The sequence below is a fragment of the Bartonella sp. MU70NMGDW genome, from assembly GCF_042194085.1.
Lineage (GTDB): Bacteria > Pseudomonadota > Alphaproteobacteria > Rhizobiales > Rhizobiaceae > Bartonella > Bartonella grahamii.
Genome location: NZ_JBHIMK010000006.1, coordinates 1 through 24989, shown reverse-complemented (window position 1 = coordinate 24989; position 24989 = coordinate 1). Strand labels below are relative to the sequence as shown.

Below are 24989 nucleotides of genomic sequence, written 5' to 3'. Positions count from 1 at the left end.
ACACCATAGGAAACAACATCAAACCATTTTCCTGACATATTAACAGATGAACCATGCGTAAGGTGACCACCAGCATTTAAGTCTAATCCCATAAATGTGTCACCAGGCTGAAGTAAAGCTAAAAAGACAGCTTGATTCATTTGGCTACCAGAATTAGGCTGTACATTCGCAAAAGCAGCACCAAAAAGCTGTTTTGCCCTTTCAATGGCTAAATCTTCAACGACATCAACAAATTGACACCCGCCATAGTAGCGCTTTCTTGGATAACCTTCTGCATACTTATTAGTTAAAACAGACCCCTGCGCTTCAAGAACCGCTCTTGAAACAATATTCTCTGAAGCAATCAGCTCAATTTCATGTTGTTGACGCTCAAACTCCCCTCTAATTGCATCAAAGATTGCACCATCAACAGTTTGTAAATTATCATTAAAAAAGCGCTTTTGTGCGTCATTTTCTTGCTGAGTCATAAAACACATTCCTAACATAAAAAAATAAAATCACTGAACGATAACACAGCAAACCATGCAAACCAAACATTTTAAACCGCTTACACTCAAAAATAATGACGCAAATATTTATCTTATTCTTTGTTATAAAAAAAACAAAAAACTTCCCTCTCAAGAATGGTAAAAAATGAGATTACATTTCTTTTTTTACACTCTTATTTGTTTACACCTTTTACAAAAGGTATCTATAATCTAAAGAAATTCAATAATTTAATGATTAAAAATAATTTATAATGTGAAAAACTGAATATAATAGGCAAAGTTAATACAAGGCAAATAAGAATGCTAACTAAAGTTTTTATTGATGGTGAACATGGCACAACCGGACTACAAATACAAAAACGCTTAGAGGGGCGTACAGATTTAAAACTACTCTCTCTTGCTCATAAAGATCGCCATAATGTCCATCTGCGACAAGACTATCTTAATCAAGCCGATATTGCTATTTTGTGTCTTCCAGATGATGCTGCACGCGAAACAGTTCATTGGCTTAAAAAAAATAAAAACATTAGGATTATTGATAGCTCGACAGCCCACCGTGTTGCACCAGACTGGGTTTACGGTTTTCCTGAAATGACAACAGGACAAAGAAAGCGCATCCAAGCAGCACATTATGTAACCAATCCCGGGTGCTATCCTACCGGTGCCATTAGTTTGATTCGCCCACTCCGTGAAGCAGGACTGCTAGACGCCTATTATCCCATCTCGATTAATGCAATCTCCGGCTATACTGGTGGTGGAAAACAGTTGATTTTAGAAATGGAAAATCAATCTCAACAAAATATTCAGAACAATTATTTTATCTATGGTCTTAATCTTGAACACAAACATGTGCCAGAAATTAAAATCTATGGACAAATCAACCAAACCCCAATTTTCATACCAAGTGTTGGTCGTTTTCCCCAAGGAATGATTGTGAATCTTCCTCTGCATCGCCATTTATTCACAAAATCAGCAAACTGTTCTGATTTGCGCGAAATTCTCGCAAACCATTACGATGGACAAAATACCATTTTAGTTGCATCACAAGAAGAAACTGCTTCACTTCAAAGACTTAATCCAGAGTGTTTAGCCAATAAAGATAATATGAAACTGTTCGTATTTGGAAATGATCGTGAAGGTATTTTTAATCTCAGCGCCATATTCGATAATTTAGGAAAAGGCGCATCAGCTGCGGCTATCCAGAACCTCGATTTAATGCTTTCAAGCAACTTAAACTCCCTATAAATACAAACTTTTATTCAACAACGCGATATGCCCCTTTCGTTGCTCGCCAGTGCGCAACCGCAAAACATAACACTGCTAGTGCCATACTTTGGTGAATGAGCCCTAAACTTATCGGAACCTCATGTAACAGTGTTAAGATACCCAAGAGTGCTTGGATAATAATCATAACACAGATAAGAAATGCACGACGAGAATGGGTTGAATGTGGAATGTTTTTTTGTACATAGAAAGCATGAACAACTGAAACAATAAATACAAAATAAGCAAAAAATCGATGAATAAATTGAACCATTAATGAATTTTCGAATAAATTGAGCCAAACAGGACGAAGCTGCAACAAACCATCAGGAATAATCTGCCCATCCATAAGAGGCCATGTATTATAGACTTTTCCAGCATGAAGCCCTGCAACCAAAGCTCCGAAATAAATCTCTATCAAAACGAGAACAACAAGCCAAGCCGCAAAATATTGCACCTTTTTATTTGCTGGCTTTTCTGAATATTCTGCAAGTCCTCGAGATAAATAAGTAACAAAAACAATAACAAAACATGCCGTTATAAGATGAAATGCCAAACGATATTGGCTCACACTTGTTAAATTACTTTGCCCAATCCCTGAAGCAACCATCCACCAACCAATAAAGCCTTGAAAGGCGATAAGAATAGGCACGACAATAAGCGGGAGTAAGATATTTTTTTCAACACGCTTAGTCGCCCAAAACCAAATGAGCCCCAATAAAGCGACAAGACCAACAAGACGCCCAAGAACACGATGCGCCCATTCCCACCAAAATATGACCTTAAAAGCACTTAAGGTCATATCAGGATTAAGCAGCTTATATTGTGCTATCTGTTGATATTTTAAAAATTCCTCTTGCCATTGATCCACACCAATCGGTGGAATAACGCCGTGTATTGGCTTCCATTCCGTTATAGATAATCCTGATCCCGTCAAACGAGTAGCGCCACCTACTAAGACAATTGCTAAACAAAGCAATAAAATAGAGTAAAGCCACACCTGTATTTGTTTTCTATTTTTCTTTTGCACGGGCGTTAAAATGCTATTGTTTAATCTCTTTACTGCCATCTCTGATTGCCCCACGCTTCTCTCCAACTACAATGCATTTTAAAATTTAAACATCAAATCATTGTGTATTCTAGTATGTACTATAACTTTAGCAAAAAACAAGCGTACCACTATAACATGCGATACATATTTCTTTTTTATAAAGTTTATGATGCAACAACGCGATAAACAGCCTTTGGAAAGCTGCTTACCATCCGCATCATCCATTCTTGTTCATTAAGAACAGTCTTACAAATATAATAGTCTGTTAGCTCTGCAAATTGCTCAAATCCATATTTTGGTTCGCTTGCCATCTCTAGAATGATAAAATCATATTCTTTTTTAAATTCTTGTAATATATGAGAAATGTCATTTGAAAAATCTTGTGCAGAAATAGCACTTGTTAACCCCTGAGGAAGAATATCAACCCCCGTATCATAATCACGGTAAATAACATCATGCAGCTGGGCATTGCCCGTTAAAATATCACTCAGTCCGCGATGTGGACCAATGACCTTCTCTATTTGTTGACCAGAAATATCGACCAACAGAATTGTTTTGTTCTCTTTTGTGAGATGAAGTGAAAGCTTTGCCGCTGTCCGTGCAGCCTCTGGTCCAATGATTGAAATAATGGTTGAAGCACGCCATTTCAAAACATCAGATAATCCCTCTATCGTAATAAAAGCTTCAAGATTTTTCATTTCTTGAGAGACTAAAATACTCTCGTTCTTCTTAAGAGCATTTTCTTTTGATCTCAAATCCTCTTCTGAAGGTTGATCTTTTTTGCTTTTAAAGCACGGATAAAATAACAATATTCCTAGTAAAAGAGTAAGGAAGCTAGCCAATGCACTCACAAAAATATTTTTTCCATAAAGAGCCATAAAAGAAATTGGTGCTAACGTTGTTGGCATAACCACGTGGATATTTGTGTTTTGTAAAAGAAGAGGATTATCACTCAATCTCCGATATGAACCAATAATTTTTTCTCTTCGTTGAGCAGACTTACTCATCGCTTTATTTTGTGCATCGACTGCTGCTTTTATTTTATTTTCAAACTCGTTAAATATTTCATTCAAAGATTGGGATTGATCTTTTACAAAAAAGTTCATTCTTTTTTTGAGCTGTTTTTCTAATTCCGTTGCAATAACCTCATCTGAATGAACTTGATAAACGATTTGTAAAATTTTATTTTTTAATTGATGAGAAACTGTTTCTAATTCCGCAGTCATTGCTTTAATTTGAGGATGTGTCCACCCCAATTGCACCGCCATATGTGCTCTTTGCGTTTCCAAAAGATCACGTTTAGATTCCAGAGCAACAATTGCTGAATTACCTGCAATAAACGATAAAGACAATAAAGACTGTCCCTTTTCACGCATCGCGTTAATCGTTGAGTTCAAACTTGTTAAATGAATACGCTTTAAAGTTGCTTCCGTTAATTGCATAGAAAGATCATGAAGCTCTGTTTGTTTTACACCCTGCTGAATAAAAGACTCAACAGATGTACGAAATCCCTGCATGATATTAACGATTGCAGTATTATCATATTGTTTGTCTTCTAATTTATCATTTAACAAGAATTGTTTCTGTTTTATGATTGCTTGTGAAAATGCGGAAAACCAAGTTTCCAACCCACGTTGAGCTGCTTCAAGTGTCTCAGCTTCAAAAGTCAAATCGATAAAATCACCACGACGCGATAAACGGATATTTTCATGATTTTTTTTCTTATTAAAAGCACTTAAAGAAAATTGCGAATCATTGAAGAACATAGGCTGTGAAAACAAAAAAGCGATAACATTGTCTTGCTTTTTGATTGGTAACGGTTTTCCTACAGAATCAGATAATGAAAATATTAAAGTTGCTTGGTAACCACGGGGCTGAAAAAAATAATACAACCAAATCAAAGATATACATAGCATTTGTAATAGCAAAACAATCAAAATGCTTCGCCATACAGTACGTAGGAATAGTCTTTTATTACACTTAAGACTCATCTTTATTTTAACCAGCAAAATACTTCTTCATATTGTTTTATTAAGAGAAAGTAGTAACTATCCTCTTAACTTGCTGTCATATTATTTTCAGATAATAAAAACATAAAATTTAAGCACAAATGTTCAGCAATAGCTTTAAAGAACTTAATTCATATTTTTTTGATGTTCTCTAATTGTTTTTTTGCTTCAGAAGTAATAACGGCTCTAATGGTAACAGACCCATCATCATGTCCTTCTTGCATTATTTCCGAAGAGTTTTCATAAAACCAATCGATAAGCGACATTTCATGAGGTTTTAAAAGATATTCAATGCTTTGCACCTCTCCAAAAATTCGCTTTTCAATGGCTCTTAATAATTGATCGAGTCCATCCCCCTTAAGCGCTGATACCATGAGAGCAGGATTTAATCGTGTTTTTGCGCTTGTTTGTAAAACATTCAATGCCTGCTCATCCAACATATCAATCTTATTCCAAACCTCTATGATATGCTCCATATCATCAATATCGATATCAAGACTTGAAAGCACTTCTAAAACATCTTGAGCATGTGCACGATGATCAAGATCTGACATATCTCTTACATGAAGAATGAGATCCGCTTCAACCACTTCTTCAAGGGTTGCTCTAAAAGCTGCAATCAAATTTGTTGGCAAGTTAGAAATAAACCCTACAGTATCAGACAAAAGAATAGTTTTTCCATGGGGAAGAACAACTTTGCGCAAAGTCGGATCAAGCGTTGCAAATAACATATTCTTTGCTAATACATCTGCACCACTTAAACGGTTAAAGAGAGTTGATTTTCCTGTATTCGTATATCCTACCAGTGCCACAACAGGATAAGATGTTTTTTTCCTTTTTGCTCTATGTAGTGCACGTGTTTTAATAACCGTTTCCAATTCGCGTCGAATACGAATAATTTTCTCTTGTAAAAGACGCCTGTCTGCTTCAATTTGCGTTTCACCAGGTCCACCTAGAAAGCCACGTCCCCCCCGTTGCCTTTCCAAGTGCGTCCAACTACGCACAAGTCGCCCTTTTTGATAAGACAAATGCGCTAACTCTACTTGCAAAACTCCTTCTTTTGTTCGTGCACGATCCCCAAAAATTTCAAGAATCAAAGCCGTTCTATCGATAACTTTGCAATTCCATAATTTTTCTAAATTACGCTGCTGTACTGGCGTTAAAAAGTGATCTACAATCGTAAGCTCAATAGAATATTCATCTATATAACAGGTTAACGCATCTACTTTACCTTTTCCAAAGAGAGTCGCAGAGCGAGGCGTTGCAATATTAACCGTTTCATAATTAACAACTTCTAACCTTATAGCACGCGCTAAGCCTAATGACTCTTTAACACGAGAAGATATAGAACACTCTCTCAAAGAGCTTTCACTTCTATTTTCTTGAAAAATCGGTATCAAAACAAGTGCGCGCACCTGCCCTGTATTCTGCGAAAACACCCCTCCTAATCTCTCATTTTTATTTATCATAGCAATCTAAGTACTTTTAAAATGGGATAAGAGGTTTATCTTAAAATGATATGTTTACTCAGGACTTTCACCCTCAAACATCTGCACAGGCTGTCCAGGCATAATCGTAGAAATAGCATGCTTATAAACCAATTGCGCATGTCCATCTCGGCGCAAAAGAACACAAAAATTATCAAATGAAGTTACAATACCCGTGAGTTTAACGCCATTGACAAGAAAAATTGTAAGGGAAATTTTTTGCTTACGCACCGTATTTAAAAACACATCTTGCAGGTGTTGTGATCGCTCTGCCATTATTCTTACACCTTCATCTCGATTGCATAAAATATTCGTGCATGCATATCGACTGAAAAATATCTAATTGTCAACGTAGAAGCTTCAAAATTTAGCAACAAACAACTGAAATTAGAGAAAAAACGGCTCTTTAAGGCAATAATAAAGCGCAACTTACAAAAAGCTATATTAAATTAAAAATTTTTCCACGTTTATTCTTTTATAATCTTACAGTCCAAAGGCATACTTTTATATATCCTAAGCTATTACAGACTATATGTGATGATGAATCTGCTTCGTTTAGAATCAATAAAAGTAAACGGACAACAATATTTATTAACGATCATCGGTATTAATAGAGAGGTGTTCGCACCTTAACTGTGTATATAACGGCTATTAAATTATCCTTGTTTCAAAGACTAGCGGCTTATAAAGTTTTTTATAAACACAAGTTGTAAACAGTATTTTTGTTTTTGTTAGATTCAAATAATAAATTGTTTTTACTATATTTTATAACATTTTTAAACAGGGTATAAGAAACCGCGTTAACTTTATCTTGATAAGTTTTTAAAATTTTTCCCTAAGCATATTCCTTTCTAAATAATTAACAGCTAGTATGTAGAGATTATGTGGAAGAGGACGTATCCCTTTTCCGTCTGTAAGAGTACGAGGCGAGTATGGCACGCAGAACCAAATTGCAAACATTTGAAGTTGAAGTTGAAGAAGCCCTCACAAAAGCTATGAACTTTGATTTCAATGACACAGAATTTGAAACAATATCATCAAATAATTCTGAAAATATTGTTAATGTCGATGATCTGATTCAAAAAATTGCAATGGCAGAAGAAGAATTCTTTGCTGAAAACGGTACGTCAACTTTTGTTTCTAATATTCATGATGAAGCTGTTGTTGATAAATCCGTTGTTGAACAGCTTTTTGCTCCAAAACCTTCACCTGATATTTCAGGTGGGACTGTTCATAATACATTGTTATCTACAAAACTTCTTCCTGCAAATGATGATATAACAACCCCTGTAAATTTTGGACTATTAAAGCAGCGTTCTTCCTCTCGAGTCTACTGGTATACAACAGCGCTTAGTGCTTTATGGGCAACGGGAGGAGCTTTTATTGCGCATAAGCTCGCACCTACCGGACTCAGCTCCTTATCCAATATCAGCACTTTTGTTACATCCCCAACAGGACTCGCTGTAGCAGCCGGAACAGCAATTCCTATCCTTATATCTTGGGGCGTTGCTCAATTAACAAAACGTTCAAACGACTTGCATAATATTGCTCTTCTTATGACAAATGCTGCGCAGCGCCTTAGTGAACCACAACATTTATCTGAAAAACAAGCTATTGCTATAGGGCAAACCATTCGTGAAGAAGTAGCGGCAATGAACGAAGGTATTGAACGTACCCTCGGACGTGCTGTTGAACTTGAAGCAATCATACAAGGTGAAGTTCACAACCTAGAACAAGCCTATGCTGAGAATGAATCACGTATTCACACATTAATCAAAGAATTGAGCAATGAACGCATCGCCATTTTGAATCACGCAGATCGCGTACAATCAACAATTAAAGGAACCCAAGAACAACTGAGTGATGAATTTGGTTTAGTTACCTCTAAAATTGTAACCAATGTTGAGAAGCTTGCACAAACTCTCTCTCAAACTTTACAAAAACAAGGTGAAGACCTTGTTGAAAAACTTTCCTATGCCGGTGATGGCGTAACAAATCAGCTTGTTGAAAAATTTAACGAAACAACAACACAAATTCAGCAGAAAAACACAGAATTTTTTCATGAATTAGGAAAAAACTTCGATGGTTTTTCAAAACGATTTGATCATAATGAAAAGCAAATAGAAAAAACCTTTAATGAAACAGCTGAAAAAGCGGAAGTACATGTTGCTAAAATTGCCACACATATACAAGCAGTAACAGATCAAACTTTGCACGCTGTCGATGAAAAGTTTAAAGCCTTGGATCAAGCTCTTATTGATCGTAATAATCAATCTCTACAGAATTTTGATGAGAAGATCTTAAAGCTCGACGACCAAGCACATAAACTCTCTTCTAAATTTGATAACGTAACCTCGCAAGCAATTGGAGCCTTTGAACAACGTTTAGCCACTGTTGATCTTTCTCTTAAAGAACATAGTGATTCCATCATTGATTCCTTTATAGAACGCAGTCAGGCTTTAGAGGATAATGCTGAAAAACTTGGTAACTTCTTGGAATCTCATGTCTTGAAAATAAATGAAAACCTCCAAGAAAAAACAGCAGACATTACCCATGCATTTACAAATGGACGTGAAGCTATTCTTTCTGCAATTGATAAAAGTAAAGAAAGCCTGAGAGAAGAAATTCAGTATGTCGACAATGCCATTGTTGATATCATCCAAGAACGTTCACAAGATTTTAAAGTACAACTTTCTGATCAACGAGCTCTTATGGCAGACATGCTCGATAACGAGAAGAATAAAATTGCGGATACATTAAGAAATCAAATTGATGTCTTGTCCCAAAACACTTCTCATATTGAAAAAGTTTTGGCTGACAATATTCAAGTCGTTGATAAACAAGCTGAAAATCATATTACAAACATCATTCAATGCACTGAAAAACTACAAGATGTCATTGTACAAAGCTGCAATACAACCCAAGATGCTTTAGAAGCACAAGCGAGAAACATTGATATCCGTGCCGATGCTCTGCGTGACTCTTTAGCGATTAATAGTTTTTCTCTCAATGAAGTTCTTGCCGATCAAGCACGCACACTTGAGCAACGCATGGAAACAATCCATAATCTCATTGCAAAAAGTGATATACGTGTCGATGTTGCATTGAAACAACAAATAGATTTAGTTGAAAGTGCAATTGTCGCCAATAATAAGAACATTACTGAAACGGTTCAAGATCATATCAAAAACCTTGAAAACCATGCCGAAATTTTAAAGAACACTCTCTCTCAATCGAGTGGTGTTTTCTTTGAAACCCTTGAAACACGTATGGAATCATTCGATACAGATCTAGAAGATCGTGCACACAAAATTTTTGAACGAACAACAACGCTAGAGGAAACCTTATCTGAAAAATTTAGCCAAATCTGTGAAGCCATTGATATGCAAACATCTGTTATTGAGGAACGTTCTGACACGTTAAAAACGTCTCTCATGCTTAATAATGAGCAAAGTCAGATAATTCAACAAGCACTGGAAAGCAGTGTTGACAATATGCGTGTAACCTTAGAAGACTCTGTTAATATAGTTACAGATAACCTGCATAATAAGATTATAAAAGCTTCTGATATTCTTTCTTCTACGAGTGAACAAATTCTTTCATCTGTTACAAATGTTACTGCACAAGCAGAAAATATTCTCTCAGAATCAGGCAATCGCATTGTATCAAATGTCAAAAAAACTGTTTATGATACCAGTGAAAAAGTTCTGTCCGTTCTGTCTGAACAAACAGCGCATACTGTCGAAGCTTTCGCAACAGCCAGTCATAATGCACAAGCATTATTGAATGAAACTATTCACACATCAACAACAGCAATAGAGCAAGTCCTTAATGAACGTTGTGATGTTCTTCATCACTCTATGCAAAATCTTAAAAATAATTTAGGATATCAGCTCTCTGATGTAACGAGCCGTCTGGAAGATGCTGGAAATCAAACAACAACACAAATTTCAAAACATGTTGGAAAAATAACAGAGCTTACAAATCACTTAAATCAAGCAGCGCAAAATACGACAGAATCAATAGATTCTTTAACACAGCATATCGGTGAACAACTCTCTCTTTCCACACAAGATGCTGAACAAAGAATTTATGCACATAATGAATCTTTAGTGAATAGCTTAACCAAAGCCAACTCTGAAACACTTCAAACAATAACGGTTATGAAGGAAGAGCTTGTTAATAATGTCTCATCCATCTTAACACAGTTGAATCAATCAATTTACAATTTTCACGAAAATAGTAATGTTTTATTATCAACTGTTCAAAATATTGATGGTCAGTTTAATGAGAGTACGAATAATTTTTTCCGCAACACGGACCAAATAGCAGAGCGTTTATCAGCCTCAAATCAGGCGCTCAATAATAATGTTGAAATTATGCAAGGACTTTCAAAAAGTACCTTTGAACAAATTAATCATATAACAAGCAGTTTTGGTGAACATGCAAAGACACTTTCCCAAACTATTCATGTTCTGGAACAGTCTGAAAATTCACTTAGCGCAACACTTGAAGAAAAACATAATACACTTTCTCTATTAAGCGATGCTCTTGTTTCAAAGTCTCATGAAATTAATCAAATGATTGGGCATTATGAAAAAATCTTCAACTTAGCACTTGAACGCTCTGATAAGAATGCGCGTAACTCTACAAATTCATTCCAACAATCACTTAATAGGCTTGTTAGTGAAGCATCGGCGCGTTTTTCAGAAGCAGCAGAAGATATACGTCGCTCCGCTGACGAAGTTCGTTTGGAGCTTTCAAAGATTAATAATGATATCAATGAAAATGTTAAAAAACTTCCAGAGAAGACAAAAGAAACAACGCAAACAATTCGTACAGCTTTGAATGAACAGATTACAGCGTTACAAGATCTAGTCAGTGTGATACAAAATGATCAAAAGGGCGCAAAAGAACAGCTGATATCGGCATTTCCTACATCCTCAATGTTTAATCAAAGAGGTGAAAATTCCACTGAGTCCGTTAAAAAGATCGTACCACCTAAGCCTATTTTGCAACAAGATCAAAGCAAAAAAAGACCAAATAAATGGGTGTCAAATCTCTTAGAAAGAGCTTCACGTGAAGAAACATTTTATGATACTCTCCCTAGTGATGATGTTTTAACATCAGTGCAAACAAAACCATCTCCTGCAGACAACTCTCTTAATTCATTAGCTTCTGGTATAGTGCAAGCTATTAATCACAATGCCATTGTTGAGCTATGGGATCATTATCAACGTGGACAAAAAAACATCGTAACAGAACGCCTTTATACCTTAAATGGGAAAAAAATATTTGAAATGATCAAGAGAAAATATATGAGCGATTTTGAGTTTAAACGTTCAGTGAATCAATATGTTACAGATTTCGAAAAGCTCTTACGTGATATATTGCGCAGTTCTGGTTCTTCCAACTCAGTTCGCAAATATCTGATATCAGATACCGGAAAAGTTTATACTATGCTTGCTCATGCAAGTGGTCGAATCCAATAAACAAATTAAGAAAAGTGGAAAAAATATTTTTTCCACTTTTCTCTCTTCAGTTGTTTTAATCGCTCATCATAGAGTACTTTTCTTTCAACTGTAGCTTTGTACTTCAAAGACTGAGATAATTGGCATGCGGTTTTCTTTGATATCCTAAGCAATAACCTAAAGAAGCGTAATAACTTATCAAACAACATATCATTCTAAAAATGATAAACAACACAACTTCCATTCTCAACGTTCCAGTCTCCTTTAAAATAGCTGAATAAACAATTTATAAATTACAAATTGTTATTTAAACTTTCTTCTACCTCCGTATAAAACTTTAAATAAAATATATATTTTATAAAAAACGGATGAAATTAATAGGAAACGCTCTTCTGTTCTTTCCTTATTTTGTAAACATTGCAAAAAAATAATGGCTTGATAATGTAATCGTTAGAAAATATTTTATTTTTTCGTAAACTAATCAATTTTTACGAGTTTTATTAAGGAGAGAAAAACAAATGTGCCACTATCAATGAAATTATTCATGCACACAGACAAAAAGAATCATCAAACTGGTTTTACGATCCAGAAGAATTTGCTCATGCTCATGCATTTTGATATTCAGAGAAATGAGGATCTATTAGTGGACAAAACCTTATCGTAGATGGAACATCTCATATACACATACGCTAACTTGGATATCATAAAAATGTCTAGAGAACGAAATAGTGATTTCAGTTCACCAAAAGCTGAACTTGACAGTGCCGCACTTTTTTATCACCAACACCCAAAACCTGGAAAATTGGAAATACAAGCAACAAAACCTCTTGATAATCAACGTGATTTAGCTCTTGCTTATTCTCCAGGCGTTGCAGCACCATGTCTTGCGATTCATGAAGATCCCACTCTTGCTGCCCAATATACCTCCCGTGCTAATTTAGTCGCTGTTATATCCAATGGAACTGCTGTTCTTGGTTTAGGAAACATTGGTCCACTCGCTTCAAAGCCAGTTATGGAAGGCAAAGCCGTTTTATTTAAAAAATTTGCGAATATTGATGTTTTTGATATTGAAATTGATGCATCCGATATAGAACAAATGGTGCAAACAATATCGACCTTAGAACCTACATTTGGTGGTATTAATCTTGAAGACATTAAGGCTCCTGAATGTTTTGACATCGAAGAAAAACTTCGTGCTAAAATGAATATTCCAGTTTTTCATGATGACCAACATGGAACTGCCATTATTGTTTCTGCGGCAGTATTAAATGCCCTAAATCTTTCAGGAAAAAAAATTGAAAATGCAAAAATAGTTACCTCAGGTGCAGGTGCTGCTGCCCTAGCTTGTCTTAATCTTTTGGTTCGTCTTGGGGCAAAAGTTGAAAATATTTGGCTTAGTGACTTAGAGGGTGTTGTTTATGAAGGTCGCAAGACCCTTATGGATCGTTGGAAAATCAATTACGCACAAAAAACGAACGCACGAACTTTATCTGATATTATTGATGATGCGGATATTTTTCTAGGCCTATCTGCGGGTGGTGTTTTAAAGCCTGAATATCTTAAAAGAATGGCTCAAAATCCTCTCATTTTAGCGCTGGCTAATCCAGTACCAGAAATTATGCCTGAAGAAGCACGCTCTATACGGCCAGATGCAATGATCTGCACAGGACGCTCTGATTATCCCAATCAAGTTAATAATGTCCTTTGTTTTCCCTATATCTTCCGTGGTGCATTAGACGTAGGTGCTAGTGCAATTAATGAAGAAATGAAAATGGCCGCTGTTCATGCGATTGCTGCCCTTGCACGTGAAGAAACTTCAGATGTTGTAGCACGTGCATACTCAAAAGAACCACCCAATTTTGGACCAGATTATCTAATCCCCTCTCCTTTTGATCCGCGTTTAATACTGCGTATTGCTCCCGCTGTTGCTAAAGCAGCAATGGCAACTGGTGTCGCCATTCGTCCCATTGAGGATATGGAAGCCTACTATGATATTCTCAATCGATTTGTCTTTCTTTCTGGTTTAACAATGAAACCTGTTTTTGCTGCAGCAAAAACAGCAAAACGTAAACGCGTCATCTATGCCAATGGTGAAGATGAACGCGTCCTTCGTGCAGCACAAGTTGTCATTGAAGAACAAACAGCAACGCCCCTCCTTATCGGCCGTCCACATGTCGTAGAAGCAAGATTAAAACGCTTTGGTTTAAGAATTCGTCCCGGTATAGATTTTGAATTAACAAACCCTGAAGATGATCCACGTTTTCGTGATTATGTTAATTTATTTTTTCATTATACAGGAAGACGTGGTGTTACACCTGAAATGGCAAAAACAGTAGTGAGAACATCAACAACGGCTATTGCTGCCCTTGCTGTCATGCGTGAAGAAGCAGATGCAATGATTTGCGGCTTAGAAGGACGTTTTGAACGTCAACTTGAATTAATTGAACAAATTATTGGTCTTGATCCTAATGTTCACCGTTTTTCTGCTATGAGTTTGCTTATCTCTCAACAACGTACTCTTTTCCTCACAGATACTTACGTCAATGAAAATCCTTCTGCAGAAGAAATCGCTGAAATGACTGTATTGGCAGCTCAAGAAGTTGAAGCATTTGGAATAACACCAAAAGCAGCCTTATTATCACACTCAAACTTTGGTTCTAAAAACACAGAAAGTGCGCGTAAAATGCGACGTGCAACAGAAATTCTTGCCAAATTACACCCTGAATTAGAAGCAGATGGTGAAATGCATGGTGATACTGCTCTTTCCAAAGTTTTTCGTGATCGTGTTTTTCCTGATTCTCGTCTTAAAAGTGAAGCTAATTTGCTTGTCTTTCCAACACTTGATGCAGCCAATATCACGCTCAACACTGTTAAAAGCCTCACAAATGCACTCCATGTTGGTCCTATTCTAATCGGGGCAGCACGTCCCGCCCATATCTTAACGCCTTCAGTAACTTCACGGGGAGTTGTTAATATAACAGCCCTTGCTGTCCTTGCGGCCAATAGAAAAAATAGTCTCGTAAAATAAATGCGCAATAAAATTTCAAAGTTTTTTAAAAATTGAGATATAGTGTTTCATGTACTGTAAACCTCTTATCTCTATAGATAAAGACAGCTATATTCTGGATTAAGTCTTTTTTTAAAATAAAAAAAAGGCTAGAAGAACAATATTAAATGTATTTTGAATTTACTAACTCTATAATAAGGAATCCGTACATTGCCTTCCACGTTTGATAAAGTTGCTGATATCATTGCAGAAATCAGTGAAATTGATCGCAATACAATTACACCTGAAAGTCATACAATTGACGATCTAGGAATCGACAGTCTTGATTTTCTTGATATTGTTTTCGCTATTGATAAAGCTTTCGGAATAAAAGTCCCTCTAGAACAATGGACACAAGAAGTCAACGAAGGTACTGTTGCAACAGAAGAATACTTTGTTCTTAAAAACCTTTGTGCAAAAATTGATGATCTCGTTGCCTTAAAACAGGCGGAATAGTTTTTTCACCATGCATGATCAATCTGTATTCATCACTGGCATAGGAATCATAAGCTCTCTGGGGGAAGGAACTGATCAACATTGGAATCTCTTAAATGATCCAATCCGTACACCAAACCTAGATTGTACAACTTTTTTACCCTACACGGTTCATAAATTGCCCGAAATTGATTGGAGTTTACAAATTCCTAAAAAAAGTGATCAACGGCAAATGGGAACATGGCAGCGTCTTGGTACCTATGCGGCAGGTCTTGCTCTTGATGATGCTGGCATGAAAAATAATGAACAACTCACTTCAACAATGGATATGATCGTAGCAGCAAGTGGAGGAGAGCGTGATATTACTGTTGATACACAGATTCTTTCTAAAGCGCGCACAGTTGCCGATCATGCTTCTATGTTAAATGTTGCTCTTTCAACCGAACTTCGTCCAACATTATTTTTAGCACAACTTTCAAACCTTTTGGCAGGAAACATTTCAATTGTTCATAAAGTCACTGGATCATCTCGTACATTTATGGGAGAAGAAGGTAGTGGGCTTTCTGCGCTTCAAATTGCTGTAGCTCGTATTAAATCAGGTCAAAGTACCCATGCTCTTGTAGGAGGTTCCTATAATGCACAAAGTTATGATATGTTGTTGGCGCATGAGCTTGGTGGTCTTTTAACCCATAATGGATGGAGCCCAGTGTGGAATCGTGAAATCCACCCCGGCGGCGGTATTATAGCCGGTTCTGGTGGTATCTTCCTAGTTCTTGAAAGTGGAGAACATGCAGAAAAGCGCAACGCACGTGCTTATGCTGAAATTAGCCAAATTATTACAGACCAAACAGATAGAACCAAAATTCCACTTAGAGAATCAATTGCAACAATGTTAAAAACTGCGAGTGCTAAATCTGCCCTAGCCATTTCAGCAGCCTCAGGAGCTCACGAAGCAACAAAAGCAGAACAAAATGCTCTTGATGATGCTGATCTATCTTACCGTGGCATTACAACATTATTTGGTTATATGCGGGAAGCACAATTTCCTCTAGCTCTAGCTCTTGCAGCACTTTCAATTGAAAAAAACCACTGTTTTCCAGCGTTAAGTCCTCATGAAAAACCTTTTTCTAAAGAAGTACGTGAAATATTTGTTACAACTATTGGCATAAAAAGAGCTGAAGGTATTGTGCGTCTTACAGCTGTTTGAAGGGGATTTCTATCGTGAAATATCATGATCATTTTGGGCGTCCACTTGTCGCAATAACTGGGGCAGGCATTGTCACATCACTGGGACAAGGGAAACATGAAAATTGGCAAAAATTAACAAGCGGTATAAGCGGTATCCACAAAATAACACGTTTTCCCGTTGAGGGATTAAATACATATATTGCTGGAACAATTGATTTTCTCAAAGAAAGTACACTTGGTGCTTCAGCTCTTTCTGAGAAGCTTGCACATCTTGCTGCTGAAGAAGCTTTGGAACAAGCTGCTATTGATATAAAAAATTTTAATGGACCACTCTTTCTAGCAGCTCCTCCTGTTGAACTTGAATGGACCGCACGTTTTAGTCTTGATCAAGAGCAAGAATTCAATAATGAACCTTCTTATGCACATCTTCTTAAAGTCTGTAAGGATAAACTCCATGAAACGCTTTTTGAAACCACACAATTTGGTGCAATTGCAGAAAAACTTCAAAAAACATTTGGCACAAAAGGACTTCCTGTTACACTTTCCACTGCTTGTGCATCTGGTGCAACAGCAATTCAATTAGGTGTTGAGTCTATTAGACGGGGAGAGACAAATCGAGCTCTCATAATTGCGACAGATGGATCAGTTTCAGCAGAATCTCTCATCCGTTTTTCGTTACTATCCGCTCTTTCAACCCAAAATGATCCTGCTGAAAAAGCAGCAAAACCCTTTAGCCGTGATCGAGATGGATTTGTTATGGCAGAAGGCTCAGGTGCTTTTGTTCTTGAATCTCTTCAAAGCGCATTAAACCGTAATGCTACAGTTTTAGGAATTTTAGCTGGCTGCGGAGAAACAGCCGATGATTTTCACCGTACACGTTCAAAACCCGATGCATCACCAGCAATTGAATCCGTTCGCAAAGCTTTAGACGATGCAAAAATAACCATCAATGAAATTGATTATATTAATGCACATGGAACTTCAACACCTGAAAATGAGAAAATGGAATATCTTGCATTATCAACAGTATTCGGTGATCTTTTAGAGCATATTCCAGTCTCTTCTAATAAATCAATGATTGGGCATACATTAACTGCTGCTGGTGCAATAGAAGCGGTTTTTTCGCTTTTAACCATTCAATCGGGGATACTTCCACCTACAATAAATTATGATAATCCTGACCCTGCTATCCCTTTAGATGTTGTTCCTCATCATAGCCGTAAAGCCTGTGTCAATGCGGTTTTGTCCAACTCATTTGGATTTGGTGGTCAAAATATGAGTCTTGTCATCACTGCATATAAAGGATAATCCTTTAATAATAAAATTTTATAACGCTAACCTAATAACATATTTAAAGGGGATGGTAATGCGTGCACTGCAGCTCTTCGATGATCGTCGGCTTGAAATCACTAATATTTCCCCGCCATCTTCACCTAGTCTAGGTGAAGTAACTGTGCGGATAAAAGCCGTTGCTCTTAATCATATTGATGTATGGGGATGGCGTGGCATGGCTTTTGCGAAAAGAAAAATGCCACTCATCATTGGTGCAGAAGCCTCTGGTGAGGTTATACAAATAGGAGATGGCGTTGAACATCTCCAACTTGGACAGATTGTCTCAATTTATGGTGCACAAACCTGCGGAGTATGCCAAGCTTGTCATGAAGGACGGGATAATCTTTGCAGCCATGTAAAGGGAGTCTACGGTTTTCACCTTGATGGATTTGCGTGTGAGCTTGTCAATTTGCCAGCACGTTTATTAGTTCCATCACCTCCTCAATGTGATGAATTGCAGGCAGCGGTTGCTCCAATTACTTTTGGTACCGTAGAACATATGCTTTTCGATAACGCAAAACTACAAGCAGGAGAAACAATCCTGATACAGGCTGGTGGTTCAGGTATTGGCTCTGCAGCCATTCAACTTGCAAAACACATGGGCTGTACAGTTATCACAACTGTAGGTTCAGATGAAAAAATTGCAAAAGCACACTCTCTTGGAGCAGATCATGTGATTAATTATCGTAAAGATCGTTTTGAAGGTATAGTGCGTAAATTAACCCAAAAAAAAGGTGTTGACGTTGTTTTTGAGCATGTTGGTGTAGATACATGGAACGGTTCTTTGTTATGTATGAAAAAAGGAGCACGCTTAGTGACTTGCGGTTCTACCTCTGGTGTTTCAGCACCAATAAATCTCATGCAATTATTCCAGCAACAGCTTAAGATATTCGGTTCATTTGGCTGCCGTATGGAAAATATGAAAAATGCCATGCAAAAAATGGCACAAAAAGCCGTACACCCTGTCATTGATACAATTGTTGGGCTGGATGAAATTGATACAGCTTTAAAACGAATGGAGAGTCGTGATGTTTTTGGTAAAATTATCCTTAAAGTCGATTAAATCATGATGAAGCTTTCTCTTAAAAATCTCATATATCTTATTAAAATTATAGCTAAAAAAATATCCTACTTGTTATGGGCGTATCTGCTCTTTGGTTCTTTATTTATTCTAAAATGCTTTCCTGCCAAAATGGGAGTCTCTTTTTTTTCTTGGTTGGTAAAAAAAATTGGTCCCCTTTTACATCGTCATCAAATCACACTTACAAATCTTAGAGGTGCATATCCAGAAAAAACAGAGCAAGAACTCCATGCGATTGCAATAGAAATGTGGGAAAATATAGGACGTTTCCTAGCCGAATATATTTTTCTTGATAAAATTTTTGATTTTGATCCTCATGCGGACGAGCCAGGTTTCATTGAAGTTAAAGGCGTTGAAATATTTGAGCGATTAAAAAATGAAAAAAAACCACATATTTTTTTCACCGCACATACTGGAAATTTTGAACTTCTGCCTATTTGTGCACAAAGTTTTGATCTTAATGTTACGGTATTATTTAGACCACCCAATAATCCCTATGTTGCCAAACGAGTCCTTAAAGCACGACAAACTTCTATGGGGCATCTTATTCCCTCCAAGGCCGGTGCAGCATGGGCACTAGCAGCCAAATTAGAAGAAGGTGAAAATGTTGGTATGCTCGTTGATCAAAAATTTCGCCGCGGTATCATGGGAACATTTTTTAACAGACCTCTTAAAACAAATCCCTTAATTATAAAACTTGCTCGACAATATGACTGTGATATTTATCCAGCACGTTGTATTCGTTTGCCCAATGGACGTCATCGTTTAGAATTATATGAACATATAGAACTTCCACGTGATGAAAAAAATGATATCGATATAGCTGCTTCTACGCAAAAATTAAATGATATTGTTGAATCTTGGGTCCGTGAATATCCTGGACAATGGATGTGGTTACATAGACGTTGGGACATCTAACATAAGGCTCTATTGCTTACAAAGGAAGTGCAAATGTTAGCCTCAAAAGACATCAAAGATCTCGTTGCAATTATCACTGCATTACGAAATTCTGATAGCGGTTGTATCTGGCATAAAAAACAAACTTTTGAATCCCTCATACCCTATATGCTCGAAGAAGTTTACGAAGTCATCGATGCCATTGAACGAAAAAACCGAAAGGATCTCTGTGAAGAACTTGGAGATCTCCTTTTACAAGTTATCTATCATGCTACCATTGCACAAGAAGAAGGCAGCTTTACTTTTGAAGATGTTGTTTATGCAATCACGGCAAAAATGATTCGACGCCATTCTCACGTTTTTGGAAATGCCGAGCAAAAAAAACGAGGATTTATAAAAGAGGAGTGGGAATATATAAAAAAAAGAGAACAGGTTGAACAAAAAAGTTTGTGCGAAGAAAAAAACAACAATTCCTCCACAAGCATACTCGCACAAGTAAAACAAATCCAGCCAGCAAACCAAGAAGCACTTTCTTTACAAGAAGCAGCAGCTAAAGTAGGTTTTGATTGGAAAAAAAGTGATAAAGTTTTTGAAAAAATAGAAGAAGAACTCGAAGAGCTTAAAGAAGCCATCAAAAATAAACAAAATTCAGAGATAGAAGAAGAGTTTGGAGATCTCTACTTTATTCTCCTTAATCTCGCACGCCACTTAGGGATAGATTCACAAAAAGCATTAAAAAAAACGAATATAAAATTTCGAAACCGTTTTGCCTATATTGAAGAAAAGCTATCCACTCAATCTAAAACACTCACTGACGCATCCCTGAATGAAATGGAAGCGCTTTGGAAGCAAGCTAAAAATGAACAATAAAAAATACTAGATTTCTTCTACCTCAAAGAACAAGTTCCTCTAAAATTACTGAATTATAATTCAGCTCAGCTCAATTTGTTTTATATTGATCCTGCGTAGCAGGACGAAGTTCCACCGATTCGCCACACCCACATGCTGAAACTTGATTAGGATTTTTAAAGACAAAACCAGAACGAAGCGTTGTCACTTCATAATCCATCTGCGTCCCTAATAAAAATAACACCGCATCATGTGCTACGAAAACACGGGCACCATTCACTTCAACAACATCCGCATCTATCCCCTTTTCTTTGACAAGAGTAATTGTATACTCCATCCCTGCACAACCACCTTTTTTGATACCAACAAGAATACCCTGTGCATCTTTTGCATCCATAATCGCTTTAACACGATCCACTGCTGCTTCTGTCAAATTTATTACCGAAAAACGGCTCATCATTTACTCTTTTCTTAGTTCAATAGACACTTTGAAAGTTTTTCCTCTATAGTATTTTAGAAAAAAAACAACAAAACATAAATTAAAGTATTCTGACCTTGTTTATTTGGATAAAAACGCGTACCCGTAAAATGAGATTTATGATTATACAATCCAGAACTTACAATTTTTTGTCCACATAAAACGCAAAATACCTCGTCTATAAAAACTCTAAACAAAGGAAAACGTTTCAATACCATACATTCCATCCTCTCCTTTTGAAAATCTTTATCTTTTTAGAAAAGTAACGATTAGATAAGGAAAAAATATACCTCCCGTACTCATTTGCTCCCCCCTTCTCCAATTCATACCCCTAAAGCCACCAATCTTACCCTTCACAATCTGCAAAAGTAATTAAATGCATAGATCTATTAACTATAGAGCTAAAAATTTAATGATTACAAAGAATTTTACAGATTCGTTATGTATCTTGAATTGATAACAAAATAGTGATGTCTAAAATTTTTACTTTCAAAAGCTCTAAGTGCAAGAGCATTTTAGATTTTATTCTGTTTATTTTTTCTCTTGCCTTTAAAGAAACAGTCATTTAATCGTTTTACACAAACTCGGAGCGTAGCGCAGCTTGGTAGCGCACTTGACTGGGGGTCAAGGGGTCGTGGGTTCAAATCCCGCCGCTCCGACCATTTTTTAAATGCTATAAAATAAAAAAATAAGCTTACTTAAAAAGTGGATTATCATGCATTTCAATTAGCACATACATGGATTTTTTCTTCAACGTAGAATAATGTTCAATAACATTTTATCATAAACTCGAAATAAGCGGTTTTATTAAAATAAGCTTCGTTCTGAGGAGAACACACACAAAACGCGAGACCTTTTGCCTCGCGTTTTTTATTCTTCAGAAAAATTTATAATTATTCGGTCTCATATTTTCTAAATTTTCCTACACGACAATATCACTGTTATCATTTTTTGTAATGGATAGTGACATCTGTACGGTTATTTTTTTGGGTTTTAATTCAGCTGGCATTTCCCTTTTAAGCTGAATATGAAGAAGCCCATCTCCAAGTTCTGCTCCAATAACCTTAACATGATCAGCCAAATGAAAACGCCGTTCAAAAGCACGCGAAGCAATGCCTCGATAAAGGAATTCTCGCTCTTCATCATCATTTTCAGACTTTCTGTCTCCCTTAACGATCAGCTGGTTACAATGCGTTTCAATATCAATTTCATCTTGAGAGAAACCAGCAACAGCCATAGAAATTCTATAAGAATCTTCAGTTAAACGCTCGATATTATAAGGGGGATAAGAAGAAACTTCATTTGGTTGTGTTCTAGAATCAAACCAGTTAAAAAGATGATCAAAACCTACTGTGGAACGATAAAATGGTGAAAAATCTACCTGACGCATAATATTGCCCTCCTCTAGAGCGACTATAATTTAACAATCAATTCACAAAGTTCCCAAATGGCAAACTTACTTGTGAACCTGCGGCCCCATCATGGCAACCACACTATATTATCTGGTAATTGTTTTTCTTTATTTCAACTCTTTGGAACCTAAATTGATAAAAACTATCTAAAAAGCAATATACCCCTTTTTAAATCCTTTTTCTTCATTACATAAATGTCAAAGTCCTCTCATTATCTCACGTTGCACTAAGCGGCAAATACACTGTAAAGGATTTCAATTGGAAACACCTATTTATCCCATAGACTGGGCTTCCACTCCTCCTAATATCCATCATGGTACTCTTAAAATAGCAATAGATCACGAAATTCGTTTTGCGATAACATATCCTGAGGTGGAAAAATCTAAGGGAACAATTGTTATTCTAAAAAGCTACGCAAGTACTTTAGAAAAATATTTTTTATTAATAAATGAAATTTCTAACCGCGGTTTTCATACAGCAATATTTGACTGGTTTGATCAAGAAAAAAAATCCTTCAAGATAAGAAAACAAAGCCGACATCATTGTTTTGATATAAATAGTGATATTAATGACTTATATGAATTTCTTAAAAATATTGTTTATCCTAATTGTCCGCCTCCTTACTCTATGCTCGCCTATGGTATAGGTGGATTGATGGCACTTAGCGGATTAGATCTCATTAATCATCGGTTTAATAAATTGCTCTGTGTTTCTCCCCTTTTTGCTCCATTCGGTAATAAAACGAATGGTTTTCAACATAAATTAACACAATTTCTTTCTGATATAGGTCTTGGCTTTATACCAGCGAAAGATGGGAAAAAATTAAACAAAACAAAACAAAACAATATACAATTGGGACACATGCATAAAGTGCCGTTCCATTCCATTAAGCCCCCAACATCCCAATGGATGGCATCGGTATTTAATGTGATTGATTCTGTGAAGAGAAATGTACTTCACGGAGATTTACGAATCCCAACACTCTTTATTCTTGCCAATCAAAACAATATTGCAAACAACATTGAAGTACGGCAATTATGCCAACACACACGTCTGACAGAAAGTATTACTATTAAAGGTGCTGAACTGGATACAATTATGGTTAACGAAGATTATAAAAAGCAATTTTGGGCAGCATTTGATGCATTTATTCCCGATAATGTATCTGTAAAATAACACAAAATCTTAATTCCGCCCCGCCCCATCAAAAAAGTAAATTTCTACGAGTGTTGGATCTACAAACACTTCTTAATATAACGGATTTTACTTTCCAACCACTCATATGATTCGTTTTCTAGCCTCTACAGGCAAGCCATGACCTAAATATTCACCAGGCATTCTAATAAAAACTATTATATAAATAAAAATATTTTGTATAATTAATAAAAATGAAGATAATAAATCTATCTTAATATAGCATGATACATATTTATAAATAAATCATCAAAATACTATTTTTGATATATTATTAAGTGTTAATTTAATATTATATTTAGAAAAATAATAGTTTTTATCTATTTAAGGAAAAAAACTGAAAATAAAGCGCATTTATAATATTTATTACAAATCTCTATAAAAACAAATAACTATAAAATTTCTATTTTTAGGAGAACTTTTTAAAAACAATAAATTAACATAATATTCTTCTAATTTCTCGATATAGCAAGTCCCTACAGTAACGGTTTTCATAAGTTTTTTAATGAAATTCTGATAACAATCAGCGAATTTAAAAGATAGCAATGAATCACCTTAAAAGTTCTAGAGAACCCCTTCTTTTTTCAAAATCACATATATTTTGAATTTAACCAACTCACAACGAATATGCTGTATTCTGAATAAGAATGTAAGAATTAACCATTTTGCCATTCATTTCAATTATGAGCATTTTACCGTCTTTTTTATAAATACTCTATATTGTATAATTGATGCGGCAAAACTCTGACAAATGGAGCCATTGGAACATAATCATGAAACGAATCCTGCTCGCAGAAGATGATAACGATATGCGTCGCTTTCTCGTAAAAGCCTTAGAACGTGCAGGCTACGAAGTCGCCGATTTCGATAATGGTATTAGCGCGTATGAACGTTTACAAGAAGAGCCATTTTCCCTTCTCCTGACTGATATTGTGATGCCAGAGATGGACGGAATCGAACTCGCACGACGTGCTACTGAGATTGACCCCGATTTACGAGTAATGTTCATTACAGGTTTTGCAGCGGTAGCACTCAATTCAAATAGTGATGCCCCTCCTGATGCAAAGGTTCTCTCTAAGCCATTTCACTTACGTGAACTCGTCAATGAGGTTGAAAAGATCCTTATCGCTGCTTAAAAAGTATTTTTTAAGTTATTTGCATCTGTTGAAAGAGAAAACGAAATTAGGCATTGACGTTTGTCATTCTATATGGTGTATGCAACATCAATGAATGGGCGTGTAGCTCAGCGGGAGAGCACTACGTTGACATCGTAGGGGTCACAGGTTCAATCCCTGTCACGCCCACCAT

General features: G+C 36.3%; 17 protein-coding genes, 2 tRNA genes and 1 pseudogene. 13 read left to right on the top strand and 7 right to left on the bottom strand.

The features are described from left to right. Nucleotides 1-467, bottom strand: a pseudogene (gene glyA / locus ACFIKE_RS01250) (serine hydroxymethyltransferase); the annotation flags it as partial. Between the two features lie 321 nt (nt 468-788). On the opposite strand from glyA, the gene argC reads away from it, so the two are divergent. Next, nucleotides 789-1733, top strand: coding sequence for an N-acetyl-gamma-glutamyl-phosphate reductase (gene argC, locus ACFIKE_RS01245; protein WP_375626461.1), 945 nt, complete (start codon nt 789-791; stop codon nt 1731-1733). A gap of 10 nt (nt 1734-1743) precedes the next feature. Here argC and ACFIKE_RS01240 read toward each other — a convergent pair whose 3' ends face one another. The 4 genes from ACFIKE_RS01240 to hfq all read right to left on the bottom strand — a co-directional run bounded on the left by ACFIKE_RS01240 (nt 1744) and on the right by hfq (nt 6574). Beyond that, complete coding sequence (locus tag ACFIKE_RS01240; protein WP_375648212.1) at nt 1744-2835, bottom strand: COX15/CtaA family protein; 1092 nt, start codon at nt 2833-2835, stop codon at nt 1744-1746. A 131-nt stretch (nt 2836-2966) separates the two neighbouring features. Further along, nucleotides 2967-4793 (bottom strand): hypothetical protein, encoded by a 1827-nt coding sequence (locus ACFIKE_RS01235; RefSeq protein WP_375627355.1) that lies wholly within the window; start codon nt 4791-4793, stop codon nt 2967-2969. Between the two features lie 149 nt (nt 4794-4942). Next, on the bottom strand, nt 4943-6280 hold the full coding sequence (gene hflX / locus ACFIKE_RS01230; protein ID WP_375627354.1) for a GTPase HflX: 1338 nt from the start codon (nt 6278-6280) through the stop codon (nt 4943-4945). 54 nt (nt 6281-6334) lie between these two features. Next, nucleotides 6335-6574 (bottom strand): RNA chaperone Hfq, encoded by a 240-nt coding sequence (hfq, locus tag ACFIKE_RS01225; RefSeq protein ID WP_005773461.1) that lies wholly within the window; start codon nt 6572-6574, stop codon nt 6335-6337. A 656-nt stretch (nt 6575-7230) separates the two neighbouring features. On the opposite strand from hfq, the gene ACFIKE_RS01220 reads away from it, so the two are divergent. From ACFIKE_RS01220 to mazG, 8 genes are all read left to right on the top strand, one after another. Further along, nucleotides 7231-11790 (top strand): hypothetical protein, encoded by a 4560-nt coding sequence (locus tag ACFIKE_RS01220; protein ID WP_375648211.1) that lies wholly within the window; start codon nt 7231-7233, stop codon nt 11788-11790. Nucleotides 11791-12478: 688 nt separating this feature from the next. After that, the gene (locus ACFIKE_RS01215; protein WP_375648210.1) at nt 12479-14797 is read left to right on the top strand and encodes an NADP-dependent malic enzyme; all 2319 of its coding nucleotides are present in this window, start codon (nt 12479-12481) and stop codon (nt 14795-14797) included. A 189-nt stretch (nt 14798-14986) separates the two neighbouring features. After that, entirely contained in the window at nt 14987-15271 is a 285-nt protein-coding gene (locus ACFIKE_RS01210) for an acyl carrier protein (RefSeq protein ID WP_005773457.1), read from the top strand. 10 nt (nt 15272-15281) lie between these two features. Then, nucleotides 15282-16457, top strand: a complete 1176-nt coding sequence (locus ACFIKE_RS01205) for a beta-ketoacyl-ACP synthase (protein ID WP_375648209.1) — start codon at nt 15282-15284, stop codon at nt 16455-16457. 14 nt (nt 16458-16471) lie between these two features. Further along, nucleotides 16472-17746 carry a beta-ketoacyl-ACP synthase gene (locus tag ACFIKE_RS01200; RefSeq protein ID WP_375626446.1) on the top strand — a complete coding sequence of 425 codons (1275 nt, stop codon included), beginning with the start codon at nt 16472-16474 and terminating at the stop codon, nt 17744-17746. 58 nt (nt 17747-17804) lie between these two features. Further along, nucleotides 17805-18833, top strand: a complete 1029-nt coding sequence (locus ACFIKE_RS01195; protein WP_375626444.1) for a zinc-binding dehydrogenase — start codon at nt 17805-17807, stop codon at nt 18831-18833. Between the two features lie 6 nt (nt 18834-18839). Next, nucleotides 18840-19769, top strand: a complete 930-nt coding sequence (locus ACFIKE_RS01190) for a lipid A biosynthesis lauroyl acyltransferase (RefSeq protein WP_375627364.1) — start codon at nt 18840-18842, stop codon at nt 19767-19769. 33 nt (nt 19770-19802) lie between these two features. Next, nucleotides 19803-20618, top strand: a complete 816-nt coding sequence (gene mazG / locus ACFIKE_RS01185; protein WP_375626442.1) for a nucleoside triphosphate pyrophosphohydrolase — start codon at nt 19803-19805, stop codon at nt 20616-20618. 70 nt (nt 20619-20688) lie between these two features. On the opposite strand, the gene ACFIKE_RS01180 is transcribed toward mazG, so the two are convergent. Then, entirely contained in the window at nt 20689-21054 is a 366-nt protein-coding gene (locus ACFIKE_RS01180; RefSeq protein ID WP_015856470.1) for an iron-sulfur cluster assembly accessory protein, read from the bottom strand. 606 nt (nt 21055-21660) lie between these two features. Here ACFIKE_RS01180 and ACFIKE_RS01175 point away from each other — a divergent pair. Beyond that, nucleotides 21661-21737: transfer RNA gene (locus ACFIKE_RS01175), tRNA-Pro, on the top strand. Between the two features lie 260 nt (nt 21738-21997). Here ACFIKE_RS01175 and ACFIKE_RS01170 read toward each other — a convergent pair. Next, a complete protein-coding gene (locus ACFIKE_RS01170) occupies nt 21998-22465 on the bottom strand; it encodes an Hsp20 family protein (protein WP_375648208.1) in 468 nt (155 codons plus the stop codon). A 280-nt stretch (nt 22466-22745) separates the two neighbouring features. Here ACFIKE_RS01170 and ACFIKE_RS01165 point away from each other — a divergent pair, with 280 nt between their 5' ends. The 3 genes from ACFIKE_RS01165 to ACFIKE_RS01155 all read left to right on the top strand — a co-directional run bounded on the left by ACFIKE_RS01165 (nt 22746) and on the right by ACFIKE_RS01155 (nt 24988). After that, the gene (locus ACFIKE_RS01165) at nt 22746-23663 is read left to right on the top strand and encodes an alpha/beta hydrolase (RefSeq protein WP_375648207.1); all 918 of its coding nucleotides are present in this window, start codon (nt 22746-22748) and stop codon (nt 23661-23663) included. Between the two features lie 791 nt (nt 23664-24454). Further along, complete coding sequence (gene cpdR / locus ACFIKE_RS01160; protein WP_005773448.1) at nt 24455-24817, top strand: cell cycle two-component system response regulator CpdR; 363 nt, start codon at nt 24455-24457, stop codon at nt 24815-24817. Between the two features lie 96 nt (nt 24818-24913). Then, nucleotides 24914-24988, top strand: a tRNA-Val gene (locus ACFIKE_RS01155). Nucleotide 24989: the final 1 nt, after the last annotated feature.

Coding starts and splice junctions, on each gene's coding strand:
- ACFIKE_RS01235 (WP_375627355.1), bottom strand. CDS start 4,793: ATGAGTCTTAAGTGTAATAAAAGACTATTCCTACGTACTGTATGGCGA.
- ACFIKE_RS01195 (WP_375626444.1), top strand. CDS start 17,805: ATGCGTGCACTGCAGCTCTTCGATGATCGTCGGCTTGAAATCACTAAT.
- ACFIKE_RS01190 (WP_375627364.1), top strand. CDS start 18,840: ATGAAGCTTTCTCTTAAAAATCTCATATATCTTATTAAAATTATAGCT.
- mazG (WP_375626442.1), top strand. CDS start 19,803: ATGTTAGCCTCAAAAGACATCAAAGATCTCGTTGCAATTATCACTGCA.
- ACFIKE_RS01205 (WP_375648209.1), top strand. CDS start 15,282: ATGCATGATCAATCTGTATTCATCACTGGCATAGGAATCATAAGCTCT.
- ACFIKE_RS01180 (WP_015856470.1), bottom strand. CDS start 21,054: ATGAGCCGTTTTTCGGTAATAAATTTGACAGAAGCAGCAGTGGATCGT.
- ACFIKE_RS01220 (WP_375648211.1), top strand. CDS start 7,231: ATGGCACGCAGAACCAAATTGCAAACATTTGAAGTTGAAGTTGAAGAA.
- hfq (WP_005773461.1), bottom strand. CDS start 6,574: ATGGCAGAGCGATCACAACACCTGCAAGATGTGTTTTTAAATACGGTG.
- cpdR (WP_005773448.1), top strand. CDS start 24,455: ATGAAACGAATCCTGCTCGCAGAAGATGATAACGATATGCGTCGCTTT.
- argC (WP_375626461.1), top strand. CDS start 789: ATGCTAACTAAAGTTTTTATTGATGGTGAACATGGCACAACCGGACTA.
- ACFIKE_RS01215 (WP_375648210.1), top strand. CDS start 12,479: ATGTCTAGAGAACGAAATAGTGATTTCAGTTCACCAAAAGCTGAACTT.
- ACFIKE_RS01170 (WP_375648208.1), bottom strand. CDS start 22,465: ATGCGTCAGGTAGATTTTTCACCATTTTATCGTTCCACAGTAGGTTTT.
- hflX (WP_375627354.1), bottom strand. CDS start 6,280: ATGATAAATAAAAATGAGAGATTAGGAGGGGTGTTTTCGCAGAATACA.